Genomic DNA, 15,122 nt, shown 5'->3' on the forward strand with positions numbered 1-15,122 from the left:
TTAATTCTCTGCTTCAGCCGGTTCGGGTTCATTTTTTCCCTTTTTGGCAAACGTCTTTGCTGCAATTACTGCCGCACCATAGGAAACCACAAATTGAGGAGCTTCAATAATATTTATTTTCAAATCAAACTTTTCGCTCAAAATCTGCTTCAGATAAGGATGATGCGCTATCACTCCGCCAATCATATAAGTTGGAATACCGGGATCGATACGCATTTTGGCAATCTTGTTGGCAATAGAATTATAGACACCTCGCGATATATCCTCGAGTGACATTCCGTCAAAAATCCAATTCATGATTTCTGTCTTTGCAAACACAGTACAGAAGCTATTCAGTTCTTTTTCATAGTTGGAAAGAGAAGCCAGCGTACTCATTTCAGCAATATTGATAGAAGCTCGTTCTGCAATTTCTGAAAGGAAAGCTCCAGTTCCTGCAGCACACTTATCATTCATATAAAAGTTCTGTACATTGTCGTCCTTATCACAACGAATAATTTTGATGTCTTCCCCGCCAATATCAATGATGTTTTTCTCTCCCGGACAAGCCAAAGAAACACCGGCTGCTGCGCAATTAATCTCTGTTTTGACAATATCAGACATTGTAAAATGTTTGCGCCCATAGCCTGTTGCACAACTCATGACGATATTAAAATTTGTACTAATAGACTGCATTACATTTTTGAATGCCTGTTTATCATTGTTTAATGTGGGCAGGAAATATCTGAATAATGCTTGTCCTTTGTCATCAATAACCGTAAACTTAGTGTAGGCTGAACCCAAGTCAATACCCAAGAAGCAATCTGATTTTTTGTATTGATTCAGCGATTCGGGATTAATAGTCAAACCTTTGTTCAAAATTTTGCGGCTTATGTCGGTTGTAATTCCGGGCATGCGCGAAATGATATTTTTGTTTGTCATGGCATTTACCATATTGGTAAAAGACAAGTTTAATGAAGCACGCACGTAGTGTTTGCGTCCATATTCTACAATCTTTCCATTAAAAAACTCAATTTCAGTTTCCTTTCCATTAATTAAATCAAGCGCTAAAGAAGGGAAGTGATCTCCCCCTTTTTTGAGATAGCGCATACATTCCCTTATAAAATTATCGTCAAAACGGATTTTTTCAGTTTCGGCAACTCCTACTGCTTCGCTGATAGTTTGCTCAATCAATTCAACCGTATCGGGGTCTGACATTGCTTCCGCCATAGTCAGCCTGCCCACACCACAAAGGGCGCTGAGCGAAGAATTGAGAATGGTTTTGTGCCATACTTTTTTCACTAAATCAAAAGCTGAAACAGCTTCGGTTGTTACATTCACAGATGTGAGAATTTGAGCCAATTCATCTGCTTGTGCCCTTCTATTGTCATTGATAGAACCTAAATAGTTGGGCGGTGTAAAGAAACTGACCTTAATTGTATTGGGATTTATTTGGTTCCCGGCAAAGTTTACAACCATTCGCAAAACCTTTCCATCACCAAAAGTGGAAGTATAAAGATGTTCAGTGTCTATTCCGTTCTGTGCAGCAACAACAGTCAGTTTTTCGGTAATTAAAGCAGACGTTGATTTGAGCAAATCCGGCACATGATAAGTCTTGACAGCAAAAATTAAATAGTCCAAATCGAGGTTTACAAAATCATCAACATTCTCAAAAACATGGTTAAAGCGTGCCTTATCTTGAAACACATTTTCGAGAATTATACCCTCATTAATAATTTTATTCCGTTTTACTTCATTTCTAATGCACAGAGCCACTTCGCAACCGGCCTGTTGAAGTTTCACGGCAAGAATCCCCCCCACCGGGCCCAACCCAATAATGCCCACTTTTATTTGCTTGTTATTGCTCATTTTAACACAATATTTTCTTCTAATTGTTCTAAAAAGGTTTCAATTTTGGTAATGCTCTGTCCTTCACTAAAAAACCTCAAATCACACAAATCTCCTTCTATTACCAGAGCAGGTACTCCGGTTATATCTTTTAACCTCTGCGGCATACCAAACTTGGCGTTTGAATTATTAAAGCAAGTTTTAGAATCGTGATAAATAATTCCATCAATGCGATATTCCTTAAACCAGTCACTCAACATTCTCATTTTGGCTTTTTCACCACGATTAATAAAAATTTCGGTGTAAGCTCTTGCGGTTGAATTCCAAGGATCATTTTCGTCAAACTTGTCAAAAACCCAACTGCTGCAATACGTTGAAGCAACAACAGCTGCACCATTTGACGTGAACAAATCACTCAACATTCGCAACTTGCCCCAAATAGGCATTCCTTCCCAAAAAATTCTTGTTCTTGCTTTAGGTAGAAATCCCTCATTATTCTTAACGTTTTCTTCCAACTCTGCCAACAGTTCAGTATAATAGTCTTTGGCAATCTGTGTACCTCGCAGTACAACAATAGGTCCCATATGGATAGTACCATCAAAAAAGCTGATTGGAGCATTCATGGCAGTTGAGGTTTTGAGCACTTTTTGCCACAACAAAGTAGCCTCTTTGCTCAAACGCACCGTTTCTTTGAACTTTGCTTCATCAAATTTTTGTCCGCTCACTTGCTCGCAAATAGGAATCATGGATTTGAATTGCTCAACTACCAAATCCACTTCCTTTTGAGTAACTTCTTCCAAATAGCGAGGGGGTGTAATCCCTACAACCGGACAATTAAATTCTTTGGCAAAAAAATAGAACCAATCCTGTACTTCTCTACATTGATTGGTGTTGAAAGCAATAAGGTCCGGTTTGGGATGACCTTTCATACCATAGTGCTTTTTCAGGGGTGTATCATTTCTCAAATACGAACCAATATCGGCAGTAGTGTAAGAGCAGACATGACCTGAATATCCCATTTTAACGGCTTCCGGAATTACATCCATAGCCGTGCGGGTTGCGCCCAATAAGGCTCCGTGATTTTCAGGAAAATACACTTCAAATCCAAAAGAACGTAAAAGTTCGGCTGGTCCCACACTGGTGCACCAAGCAACCTTCTTCTCGCCATTTTCAAGCGAGCGGAAATAGTTGCCCATGATAGCCTTCATTTTCTCTGTTGATTTGATTATGTACATCGCTTAAAGTTATTGTTGGAATCTAATTCTATGATATACACCTCTTCGTCTGTAGGAACATTGTCTCCATAAAGATTATACAGATGTGTTTTGTATTTCTCAAGCACATTTTTGGGAGCCACTTTCATAGAAGGTGTGAGCATGTTGTTGTCTAATGAAAGCTCATCGTTAATAATGGCTGCGGACTTGATTTTAGCAAATTTTTGCCCGATAGATTGATTTGCTAACTGCAAACAACCTGTCAAACAATGCCCCATTTCGTTGATATTTCTGGGACAAAAGCAGCCCTGCTCAGGTGTAATGGCATAGTCGGGCTGATTGAGTAATTTTTTATTGGGAAAAATCAATGCAACAGGAAACTCCTCTCCACTACCTGCTACCACTGCATATTGCACATAATGACACTTTAGCTCTATGGCTTTTTCTAAATCAGTTGGTATGACTTTTTCACCATTGGAGAGTTTAAAAATTCTGTCCTTGCGTGAAATCAATTGAAGTCCATTGTCGGACACTTTGCCTACATCTCCCGTCCGATACCATCCATCTTCTGTAAATGCACCGAAATTGGCTTCGTCATTTTTGTAATAACCCTGCATAACATTGGGACCCTGCACTTGAATTTCATCATCTTTCCCTATTCTAATGTGAACTCCCTGTATAGGCATTCCAACCACTCCTGTCTCGCGTTTCAAGTGTGGGTTTGTCAAGGTACAACAAGGTGAAGTTTCTGTAAGACCATAGCCTTCAATCACATTGATACCGCGTTTCTCAAATTCATCTGATAATCTTTGAGGCAAAGCAGCGGCTGCGGTAAAAATAAATTTAAGCCCTGAATTAAAGAATGCTTCTTCTGCGTCCTTGCTGGATTTGGCTAGTTCAAACAGCGCTTGGTAAACCTTTGGAACACTGAAGAATACAGTAGGTTTTACCTTAGTCCAATTCTCAAAAATAATTTTAGCATCCTTCCCAAAACTGCTCTCCAAATAATAGGTTGCACCATTGTACAAGGCACTGAAAAGTTCAAAAATACCTCCAAAGCTATGATGCCAAGGTAAGTATGACAAAAACCTATCACCGGATTCTACCTTGAGTACTTCATGAATAGAGGCTTGTTGCGAAAGAATATTTTGATGGGTTAGTTGTACGCATTTTGGCACCCCCATTGTACCGGATGTGTACATGTTCAAACAGATGTCGGTGGTTTGTGCATCTGTATTGAGTGTGAAGTCTGCATCTTCTCTTTTTGTAAGTAGTTGTGCAAAATTTCTGACTTGATAAGTAGTATCGTTACTGACTTCATCAAAAGTCCAGATAGTTTTTATTTTAGGTAATTTAGAACTTAGTTCATTAAATTGAAAATGACCTGCAAGAATGATAAACTCAGCATCCGAATGGTTGATGAGCAGTTCAGATGTATTTTTTTTGAAATATGCAAAAATCGGAACTGCAATAGCACCCATAGTCATGACAGCCATTTCTGCTCTTAGCATTTGCAGTGAATTGGGGCAATACAAAATTACTTTAGTACCCTTTGCCACTCCTGCCTTTTGTAGATTCCATGCTATATTGAGTATATCTTCATAAAAAGACTTCCAGCTAATCCCTTGATATTCATTATCCTTATCTTTTTGGCAAAAGATATGTTTATCAGCAAATCTGCGGCTATTCTGTTCAAACATTATAGCCAAATTTTGCATTACCTCATTGGCAACAGGTCTGAATGGTAAAGTCTTGGTCATAGAGATTCAATTAAGTTTTTTAAGACGCTACTAACTCTTGTCCACTTTTTTCCTTCAAGACATGATATCTGTATCCACCCCAAAGTGCAGCACCAATGGCTCCTGAAAAAATAGCATCAGGGTGAGATTGAAATTTAATGTCACTCTTTTTGTTTTCAGAAGCCACTTCTTCGATTGCCTGAATCATTCCTTTGTTCATGCCCATTCCACCCATCAGAGAAATAGGTGATTCTGCTTTAAGAGAACTCAGCAATTTGACAACTCTTTGTGCTATAGAAATATTAATTCCCTTAATAATATTGGGAGTTGAAGCACCTTTTGACACCATATTGATTACATCCGTTTCTGCCAAGACTGCACAAATACCTGAAGGCACTTCAGGATTATCTGCCTGCATAGAAATATCTCCAACTTCTTCTACAGCTAAGCCGAGATAGCGAGATATATTTTCAATAAATTGCCCTGAACCTGAAGCACATTGCCCCGTCATTTTATAGTCAAGCACTTTGCCACGCTCGTCAATTTTGATTGCTCTTACATACAAACCACCCATATCCACAACGGTTCTGGCACCGGGAGTCAAAAAAATACCGCCTCTGGCGTGGGTAGTCATACTGTAAAAGTGTCCTGTTTTTTTATCAACCATTTCTCCTTCTCCGGTTGAAGCCAGGTAGGCAATATCTTTTTCATAATTTAGGTTGTTTCTCTCCAAAATCATGTCAATCGAATCGTGCGCCACATCCTTAGGATCCCTTTTTCTGATTTTTTCGGTTTGTTTGTCAATCAGACGATGTTGTCCGCTCTCTTTGTCATAAGACATCAGTACGGTTTTGACATAACTGCCACCAACATCAATCCCCATAGTGTAAATAGTATTTCCCATAATAATAATAATAATAATAATTGATTAGCTTACTTCGCCTCCTGTTTCCCTAACCATAGTGCCTTGAGGCAAGTCCGCACTAATATTTCTGCGGGCAAACATAGCCCCGCCTAAAGCTCCCATAAAAATAGAATCCGTATGTATATTCATGGTTACTTCGCCATAAGAGTCAATGACCATTTGTTTGACATACTTTAATACGGCTTCATTTCTTGCTACTCCACCCGTAAAAGTGAATTCATTCTTCACACCACCGGAGCGGGCAATAAGCGACATTGCGCGTTGCACAATTGATTTGTGTAAGCCGGCAAGAATATCAGGCTTTTGTTCTCCATTATGTAGCAATTCCTTAATCTCCGCACCGGCAAACACAGTGCAAGTTGAACAAATTGTTGTTTCTTTTTTGGCTTTATTGGCTTCGGGTCCAAGTTCATTCAGCGACAAACCGAATTCATCTGCTATATACCCCAAATATCTACCACATCCTGCTGCACAACGGTCGTTCATGTGAAAACTTGTAACCAAACCGTACTTATCTACTTGAATTGCTTTCGTATCCTGTCCGCCAATGTCCAGAACTGTTCGGGTGTTAGGAAAAACAGCATGCGCACCAAAGGCATGACATAGAATCTCTGACTTGATACAATCTTCGGGAAAGGGCAACAAAGCTCTACCATAGCCGGTTCCCACCATTTTAGCTATATAAATCTCTTCATCTGCAATTTCTTCAATATGCGAATGCAGGGTGTGCCCAATTTTCTTATATTGATTTTTCATTGCATTCATTTCTGAATAGTACCAATCCTCTTTGCTTCCATCCTCTTGCATATCCGCCAATCCTTTGTATTTTTCTTCCAAAATATCCATGGCTTCTAACACCAAATCTTTAAAGTTATACTCCACCATTTCATTTTCAATAGGTGTGATACTTTTATCGAAAGCAAGCATTAAGGGTTCATAAAATTTAGGTTCCATTTTGCCTACTTCTGAATTGTATTTTTCGCTCACAATGTCTCTGAAAAATTGATTTTTACTTCCCAAGCCTTCGTGAATAAATTCATGTCGCATCTGCGGACGGATAACTGCAATGATTGCTCTTAATCTTTCAACGATAGTATCTTTTTCGGGGTGTGTTGATTCCGATGCAGTTTTAATCAGCATATCAGCCAAGCTGTCCATTCTTCTTCTGAACTGACAATACTGGAAAACACTTCGCAGGTCTTTCATGTATGTTTTGAATTCAGGCATGTCAGCAATGCTTTCTTTCATTTTCTTTTCAATCAGATTGAAGCGTGCGTCATAAATTGCTTGCTCACGGGCAATATCAGCCGCGACTTTGTAATTGGCTCTGGTGTTTGTAATCCCTCTACCCACAATTTCGTCTGTTTCGTTTACGATAACAGCCTTAGAGGTAGTAGAGCCAAGGTCAATTCCTAAATAGTATTTTTTCATTTTCTCAAGTTTTTTAAAAGTTAATGTGCTTCTTCCGCTTCCATCATTTTACGTTGTGAAAGCATTTGGAAATAGGATTCTAAACGATTTTTGATATTTGAATACGAGAAATAGCGCGGGTCAACAAGGTCTGATTCAATAAAACCAACCGGTATTTCCAATTTATCTTCTATCTCTCTCATCATTGCCAACTGACCGGCTGAGAAAGAATTGCAACTCTTGATAGAGTTTGTTACATAGCCATCTGCTTGATATTCTTCAATACATTTGGTGAGCAAATCAATACGTTGAGGAATATTGAGATTTGTGTAGCAATTCATACAATATTCCGCTAGTGATTGCAAAGGTTTTTCAGGGTCGTGTCGCCAGCCTAAATCATATACACCGCCAACTTTAGTGTAAGATGAGGCTACAATCACCGCTCCCATGTCATAGAATATTTTCCAGAACTCACGAAAACTTGTCCAATTAGGCGGTCCCTCCACTACAAGACGGAATTTTTCTTCTTTCATCTCCCCTTCGGGCGTAACAGGTCCCAATCCTAAGCGAATTCTTTCTTGAATTTCACTGTAAAGTTCTTTGTAATATTCAACCGCTTCGGGTGTCCCTCTGAAACCGATATTGATTGGTCCTATATAATATACACCGGCAAAGTAGGCATCAATGGGCGAAGGTTTGTGCTTGGGAGTTTCAAAAATCTTAGTAATCCAATCTTCGGCTTCTTTGGAAAATTCAAGGATTTTCTTTAGCTTATTTTCATCATATTTCACTCCTGATACCCTTTCCATTTTAGGAATAACCTCTTCGTGCATTTGCTTAACCATATAGTTTATCATCTCAGGGGTCATTTTTCCACCCTCTTGATATGGAGTGTGAATCATCACAACCTCCGCATTTGGGTATTCTCTTTTTAGGGTTTCAAACCATTTCATAAATGTGAAACAACCTGTGTAACTGAGCAAGAGAATATCGGGTGGAGGCAGTTTTTGTCCTGTTGGACCTATATTTCCTTTCATTAACATCCCAACATCGCATTTCACATAAGTACAAACATCTTCAGAGTGGGCATGTCTTTCGGCTTCTTTAATATAAGCGGCTGATTTTTTGCGCATAGCACTTTGCAGTGCATTTATTTCAGGATAAACCGGCAGCATATCAAAGGTTCTGATTAGCTCAGAAAGGTTGCCGGGCACAAAAGTGTAACAGACTTTTTTGCCTGTTTCATGTGCTTTTTCTAAGTCGTTAAATAATCCTTCAATCATTTCTTTTTGAAGAATCATACTCCTTTCCTTGATTACGTCTTGAGGTGCCATATTTGTGTTTTTTATTTAATTAATATTTTGTTATGACTCAACGGGCATGGGTTCGTCCTCCCATAGTTTGATAGAGTCAGAGAAAGCTCCAACTTGTTCTTTAATCACTTTAAATTGGTTAATATTTTCGCTGAACTGGAATGCTATATATCGAATACCCATTCTGTCAAAAGCGTTCTGAAAAATTGGGGCATCTAACAAACTCGGGTCACAGAAACTTGCAGAAGCAAAAATGACTCCATCAGCATTGCGTTCTTCCACAATCTTCGCTAAACGATATTCTTTAGGGTTCTCGACATCATAAATAGAAGAAGAATAACGGCTTTGATAAATATACGCATGTGCAATTGCAGCAAGAGGTTCATTTGTATTTGCATCAATATCACCAATAATCATACGAGAGCCCAACTGCAAATCGTCATCAACGATATAACAACCTGCCTCTTCTACCGATCTAATTAATCCTACTGAGGGTTGTTCACAAAAAGCCCCCGACAATACCACCTTCACTTTATCCTGCCTTTGTCCAACATTGTCTTTAACATACTGAGCCACTTGTTCTAAAATTTCATTGTGCTCTTCTACCGGGATGACTGTGCCCGCACGCAGGATATGATACCAATCTTTCATGGATAATCTCCAAGGGTATTTCTCGCGTATATCATAAATAAACTCAATCAAGCTGCGGTTTTTGTTGTACAATGCTATGGAGTGGTTTAGTCTCTCGGGGGTAACTTCCAAGCCATTAATTTCTTTAATATAATGCAACACATGGCGCATTTCATCTTGATAGAACACACCTCCCACTTCGGGTAAGAAGTTTTGAGGAAAGTCCATGTATTTCACAAACTTACCAAAGCCTTTTGTCCTAAAAATTCCAGAAAGATTTCTCAACACATCACAGATAGAAGGGAATAAAAAACCATCAAATCCGTCAAAATGTTTATCCAAAGCCATGTCAATAATGCTTCTTGGAATATGACATATATAGGATTGATAGTAAGCATCTCCTTTTATAATCTGCTTACGGTCGCCTCCGCCAAATATGGCTACAGGCAAACCACCGGCTGCATGGATAATCTCTCGTGGAAAATAAATAGGCATATAACCAACGATCACACGGGATGCGTCTGCTTTTTTCCACTCTTTTGCATGTGTAAAATTTAAGTCGAAAGCAAGTTCTTCACAACGACTGATTAATGTATTAATGTCTCCCATTATCTTAGCTTTTTGAAATTACTAAGGCAATCTTAAAAGAGGCAAATCCCAAAATACATGACTTTTGTCATATTTAAAGTTTCAAAGACTATTTAAAAAATAACTTATGTATAATGCTGATATATAGAATATTGACGAGTTAATTTAGAATTAATCTGAACTCAAATTGAACATTTATAGTCCAGATTTCAAGTTATGCACAAAATAATTACTCGATAAATATTAACACGTGTTAGTTAAATATGAACTAAAAGACAAAACCCATAAAAAAAGGCAAATTCAAATCATCAAAAAAAATATTGCAGGCATTTCAAAATTAAAGAAAACATAGTCCTGATTGTACAAAGAGTGTACTTATATCTATTTAGCTAATTTTGTAACGAATTAAACATCAAACATCTTGGCTCTAAAAACCATAAGCGACCAAAGCACACTCAAGAAGAAATTAAGCTGCAATAACTGCGAAGATTCCAATTGTTTTATTAAAAAGCACATCGCTAAGGAATGGCATGCTTTAATAGATAAAAAGAAATTTCAGACTACGTATAATCGCGGACAGAACATTATCAATGCCGGTGCACCTGTATTGGGTTTGTATTTCATCATAAAAGGAAAAGTGAAAGTTATTTCGATCGGCTTTACCGGCAAGCCTCAGATAGTTCGATTTTCCAAAGATGGACACGTATTGGGACATCGCGGCTTAGGTAGTGATACATATTCAATCAGCGCAATTGCTATGGATGATACTCAGGTTTGTTTTATTGACAATGCCACCTTGCACAATATCTTTATGAACAACCCTGAATTTACTTATGCTATGCTTCTCTATTACTCGGATGAACTGAGAAAAGTAGAAGAAAGGTTAAAAATCATTGCTCAAATGACTATCAGAGAAAAAATTGCTTATTCCTTAGTTTTGTTATACAATAACTTTGGTGTCAACTATTTGAATATGCTGGACGTGCATTTTACACGTGAAGACTTAGCCTCTGTTGCAGGTACTTCCAACGAACAGGTAGTGCGACAACTCACCGAATTCGAGGAAGAAGGACTAATTCATAAACACGGAAGAAAAATTATTATTGACAACATTAATAAACTCAAGAATATTATCTCTCCTCTTAACCCCAACTCTATCCTTGAATAAAACAGCAAAGGGCGTGCTCTCTTAGCTTCCACTATTGTCTTTCCACACACTATGCTGATTGTTTAATATTTCTCTACCCCAAACCGGCAAATCCTTTTTAACCCTTTCAACCACTTCCTCACAGGCTACAATGGCTGCTTTTCTGTGTTTGGAGGAAACAAATACAAAGAGTGATATCTCCCCTGATTTTACTTCACCAAGGCTATGATAAATGTGCATACAAGTCAATTCATATTTTGCAAAAACCGACTCTCTTATTTCATGTGCTTTTGCAATTGCCATGTCTTCGTAAGCCGTATAATCAATGGCTACAACCACACCCATTTCTTTAATATCTGCACGAACTTGTCCTAAAAAGATACTATGTGCACCTATATCTATTTTAGTGCTGTGATGCGAAATGCTTTCAGCAATTTTCTGTGGCGATATTGCACCTTGTACAAAAATATTCTTAGGCTTATGCATGGTAAAAAGTTTTGTTAACAGGTGAGCAAGAATCCATCACCCCGCCATTAATGGAAAAAATCTCTTTTTCAGGAAATTGCTTTTTTAACAAATTGACAGCTCTGACACTTCTGATTCCGTGTTGACAAAAGACCAGCAGACGAGTATATCCACTGGTATCAAAATCTGCATTGTCAAAATCCGATAATGGAATTCGAATACATTTTACTTGTCCTATTTTAGGCTCTTCGTCAGATTCTCGTATGTCAACAAAAAGGGTTTGATTAGGTTGAACCATATAAAATTCATAGGCTCTTTCCCAATCAATACAAGGAACCGCAGAACAAGAGAGCGCATAGTCAAATTCTCGGAACTCAGCTCCTGATTGTGGTCTGTAAGAGATTTTTTCAGGCAATGCTGTAATATCTAATTCATAAAAATGCTGTTGCTCCATATTGTAGTATAACACCCTGCCAGCCAACGTCCTCCCGATTCCAGTCAGATATTTAATGGCTTCTGCAGCCTGCATTGCACCAATAATACCAGGCAACACTCCAATCACTCCGGTTTCGGCACAATTTGGAATTGCTGCAACATCGGGAGGAATGGGAAATAAATCACGGTAATTAAAAACTTGTCCGGTTTCATTTGCTGCATTAAACAAGCTTACTTGTCCTTCATACTCATAAATAGCCCCATACACCAAAGGTTTGTTGAGCAAAATACAAGCATCATTTGCCATATATCGGACTGTAAAATTATCAGTACAATCTAAAACAATATCATAAGAAGAGATGATGCCCAAAGCGTTATTAGTGTTGAGATAAGACGTAATGATTTCAATCTTGACATCGCTATATTTTTCCAACAATACATTACCCGCTACAATCGCTTTTTTCTTGCCTACATCAGACTCACCGTATAATACTTGACGATTCAGATTGGACATACTGATTGTATCTCCGTCCATTACTCCAATTCTGCCAACTCCGGCAGCCGCAAGATACTGCAATGCAGGGCAACCCAAGCCGCCTGCCCCAATAACCAAAGCAGATGCGTGTTGAAGTTTAGCCAACTCTTTCAAACCAAAACCTCTTAAATGTATTTGTCGGTCAAACCTATTCATTTCATTATCCTCCGGAAAAAGGGGGGAGCAAAGCCACCTCGGCACCATTGGGTATAGCGGTATTTGCCTGCACAATTTTATGATTTATAGCAATTGAATATTTCAAATCTTTCAACTGAGGATATTGAGTTACAATCCAAGCCTTCAGGCTGTCGGAATTGTCAATATAATCAATCTCTATTTTTGATTGATTGATTTTTTCGGCAACCATTCCAAAAGCCAGAAGTTTTATTTTATGTTGAGTCATATTAGCACACATTGTTTCAAATCTTGAGGTTCGTTCATATTAATAAATCCATTGGGAAATTGAACTGCTATATCATCTATGTTAATCAATTGATATTCTGATTGCAGAATCATGTCTTGCATTTTTAATTTATTATGCTCAATACATGATTTCACTTTTTCTTTTAGCGTGATGGCATAACTACAATGTAGCGGGTTGATTTCGCTATGATTTTGTATTACAGTCACTTGATTTTTACCGGTATTCTCAATCAATCGTTTTAAAGCAGGATACGGGAAAAAAGGAGTGTCGCAACCCAGCAACAGTACATATTGTTTATTTGTATGGCAAAATGCGGTGTACAGCGCACCCATAGGACCTTTTTCTTTTACAACATCTTTGATAACACGATATCCCAGATGCAAATATTCATCTGCATTTGCAATAACAGTAAAACCCAAACCGGCTTCTTGTAACATATCGGCAATATAGACAATCATAGGTTTGTTGTTGATTTTCAACAATCCCTTATCCTGCCCCATTCGGCTACTTTTGCCTCCTGCTGCAATATAGATATCAATGTTGTTTATCATCATTATAACAAAAACTTAATAGAAGCCACAGTCAGAACAAAAGCCAAGGCGTATTTCATAGCAGGGGGGCTATATTTATTAGCACCCACATATCCACCTAATATTCCACCGATAAGTGTGAGAGGGATAATCAGTTCAAAATGAGGCAACCATGAAAAGTCTGTAACACCCGCACCCAACAAGCCGGCAATTGAATTCATAAAAATAAACAAAGCGCTCACGGCAGCTGTCTGTTTCAAATCTGCCCAACCAAAAAGAATAAGGATGGGCGAAAGCAAAATACCTCCCCCAATGCCCACAATTCCCGAAACAAAACCTATGAGGAAAGCTAATGAAGCCATGATTGCAAAATTTTGAGCAATGGGCTTCCCTTCTCTTACTTTAAAAATTCCAAACAATCTTGAAATAGGCAATAAGAGTAAGACCCCAAGCACTTTTTGATAAACTTTTATGTCCAAAGTAAAAGTACCTCCCCAGTATGCAGCCGGCATAGAGAATAGAATCAAGGTCAAAAACAATTTGAATGGAAAATCGCATTTTCTGTAAAAAGTATAAAATGAAATTGCTGAAACCCCAATATTCAATACCAATGCAGCCGGACGTACTTCGACAGGTGCAAAACCAAACAAAGTCAGCAACACAATATAACTGCTAGCCCCTCCGTGTCCTACAGAGGAATAGAGAAATGCTGCCAATGGCATTAACAACAATAGAAATATGGAATAATGCTCTGCCATTTCTACAAATAATACACCTCTACTAAGTCTCCCTTTTGTTTTGCCATCTCGTTTTCATACACCATAATCAACGCATTAGCCTCTCCAAATGCTTGCAGATCAAAAGAATCTTGACCTTTCAAAATTTCCACTTTATTATCTGACACCTTAGCCTTCAGAAAGGTTGTTAAATTTGTGTTTTTAGTCCAATCAAGCGCAAGCGGCAACAAACATGATGGAGCGAAAGCATCCACCCCCCCCATCATCATTTTTAAGCTTGGTTTGACGTATTGGTTAAAGCATGAAATCACGGCTGCCGGATTCCCTGGCAACGCAAAGATTAGGGTATTTCCCTTTTTCCCAACATACAAAGGCTTGCCTGGCTTTTGCTTTACTTTATATAGCAGTGTTTCAACTTTATTTGCAGACAAAGCATTATACGTAAAATCAAAGTCTCCCACCGAAATACCGCCTGTAAGAATAAGCACGTCATACTCCTGTATAGCATTTCTTACAATCAAAGTTAATTCTTGGCTATCATCCTTGACTGTATTTGAGACATAGCAAGGTATTCCCATAGATTGAAGAAAAGCAAACACAGCACCCTCATTAGAATTATAAACCTGACCCGACTTGAGAGGATTACCGGGTTGAACTAATTCATTCCCTGTTACAACAAGTCCTACTCTCGGTTTACGTACAACATTTATTTCAGTTATACCCACAGAACTCAACAATGCAATCACCCCTGCATTCACGAAAGTGCCAGATTTTACAATGACTTGCCCCGCCTTACACTGCGTTCCTTGATAACGAATGTGACTGCCTTGTTGCAACAAGTTCAAATCCACAGAGATTGTCCCATTTTGCAATGAAACTAACTCTTGTTGCACCACGGTATCTGCGCCTTTGGGAATAGGTGCTCCCGTAAAAATGCGCATTGCTTTCCCCGGTTGCAAAACATGAGTTGCTGTATCTCCTGCGGCAACCGAACGGGTAGATTCCAAATAATATTGACTATTATTTTCTACAAAACTGATTGCATATCCATCCATTGCTGAGTTATCAAAAGACGGAACATTCATAGGAGAAATAATGTCTTCGGCAATATACTTCCCTAATGCCTTAGGGACAATTACCTTCTCGTTAGGCAATGTGCTTAAGTTACTTTTCAATATTTCTATTGCCTCTTTAACCTCTATCATA

The 15,122-nt window shown here is 38.5% G+C and carries 14 protein-coding genes; 1 reads left to right on the forward strand and 13 read right to left on the reverse strand.

The features are described 5' to 3' along the window. From M9892_11460 to bcrC, 7 genes are read right to left on the reverse strand one after another with little or no spacing between them, the layout of a single operon-like run. Positions 1-1,845 carry a 2-dehydropantoate 2-reductase gene (locus M9892_11460; protein ID MCO5254967.1) on the reverse strand — a complete coding sequence of 615 codons (1,845 nt, stop codon included), beginning with the start codon at positions 1,843-1,845 and terminating at the stop codon, positions 1-3. Next, positions 1,842-3,059, reverse strand: a complete 1,218-nt coding sequence (locus tag M9892_11465; protein MCO5254968.1) for a 2-hydroxyacyl-CoA dehydratase family protein — start codon at positions 3,057-3,059, stop codon at positions 1,842-1,844. Before M9892_11465 ends, M9892_11460 begins: the two co-directional genes overlap by 4 nt. Continuing rightward, entirely contained in the window at positions 3,050-4,798 is a 1,749-nt protein-coding gene (locus M9892_11470; GenBank protein MCO5254969.1) for an AMP-binding protein, read from the reverse strand. The genes M9892_11465 and M9892_11470 overlap by 10 nt, the downstream gene beginning before the upstream one ends. 19 nt (positions 4,799-4,817) lie before the next feature. Beyond that, complete coding sequence (bcrD, locus tag M9892_11475) at positions 4,818-5,681, reverse strand: benzoyl-CoA reductase subunit D (protein ID MCO5254970.1); 864 nt, start codon at positions 5,679-5,681, stop codon at positions 4,818-4,820. A 24-nt stretch (positions 5,682-5,705) separates the two neighbouring features. Further along, positions 5,706-7,133 carry an acyl-CoA dehydratase activase gene (locus M9892_11480; GenBank protein ID MCO5254971.1) on the reverse strand — a complete coding sequence of 476 codons (1,428 nt, stop codon included), beginning with the start codon at positions 7,131-7,133 and terminating at the stop codon, positions 5,706-5,708. Positions 7,134-7,153: 20 nt separating this feature from the next. Further along, the gene (bcrB, locus tag M9892_11485; GenBank protein MCO5254972.1) at positions 7,154-8,446 is read right to left on the reverse strand and encodes a benzoyl-CoA reductase subunit B; all 1,293 of its coding nucleotides are present in this window, start codon (positions 8,444-8,446) and stop codon (positions 7,154-7,156) included. Positions 8,447-8,476: 30 nt separating this feature from the next. Continuing rightward, a complete protein-coding gene (gene bcrC, locus M9892_11490) occupies positions 8,477-9,664 on the reverse strand; it encodes a benzoyl-CoA reductase subunit C (protein ID MCO5254973.1) in 1,188 nt (395 codons plus the stop codon). A gap of 400 nt (positions 9,665-10,064) precedes the next feature. Between bcrC and M9892_11495 the strand changes: the two genes are divergently transcribed. After that, complete coding sequence (locus M9892_11495) at positions 10,065-10,811, forward strand: Crp/Fnr family transcriptional regulator (protein MCO5254974.1); 747 nt, start codon at positions 10,065-10,067, stop codon at positions 10,809-10,811. Positions 10,812-10,832: 21 nt separating this feature from the next. Here M9892_11495 and M9892_11500 read toward each other — a convergent pair whose 3' ends face one another. From M9892_11500 to M9892_11525, 6 genes are read right to left on the reverse strand one after another with little or no spacing between them, the layout of a single operon-like run. Next, positions 10,833-11,276 (reverse strand): molybdenum cofactor biosynthesis protein MoaE, encoded by a 444-nt coding sequence (locus M9892_11500; GenBank protein MCO5254975.1) that lies wholly within the window; start codon positions 11,274-11,276, stop codon positions 10,833-10,835. Beyond that, positions 11,269-12,381: a HesA/MoeB/ThiF family protein gene (locus M9892_11505; protein MCO5254976.1), complete on the reverse strand. Its 1,113-nt coding sequence runs from the start codon at positions 12,379-12,381 to the stop codon at positions 11,269-11,271. Before M9892_11505 ends, M9892_11500 begins: the two co-directional genes overlap by 8 nt. Before the next feature lie 4 nt (positions 12,382-12,385). Continuing rightward, positions 12,386-12,628 carry a MoaD/ThiS family protein gene (locus tag M9892_11510; GenBank protein MCO5254977.1) on the reverse strand — a complete coding sequence of 81 codons (243 nt, stop codon included), beginning with the start codon at positions 12,626-12,628 and terminating at the stop codon, positions 12,386-12,388. Further along, complete coding sequence (locus M9892_11515; protein ID MCO5254978.1) at positions 12,625-13,203, reverse strand: molybdenum cofactor guanylyltransferase; 579 nt, start codon at positions 13,201-13,203, stop codon at positions 12,625-12,627. The genes M9892_11510 and M9892_11515 overlap by 4 nt, the downstream gene beginning before the upstream one ends. Beyond that, positions 13,203-13,937, reverse strand: a complete 735-nt coding sequence (locus M9892_11520) for a sulfite exporter TauE/SafE family protein (protein ID MCO5254979.1) — start codon at positions 13,935-13,937, stop codon at positions 13,203-13,205. Before M9892_11520 ends, M9892_11515 begins: the two co-directional genes overlap by 1 nt. A gap of 2 nt (positions 13,938-13,939) precedes the next feature. Further along, positions 13,940-15,121, reverse strand: coding sequence for a molybdopterin molybdotransferase MoeA (locus M9892_11525; protein ID MCO5254980.1), 1,182 nt, complete (start codon positions 15,119-15,121; stop codon positions 13,940-13,942). Between the last annotated feature and the right edge of the window lies 1 nt (position 15,122).

It is taken from the genome of Bacteroidota bacterium, assembly GCA_023957335.1.
Taxonomy (GTDB): Bacteria; Bacteroidota; Bacteroidia; order NS11-12g; family UBA955; genus JALOAG01.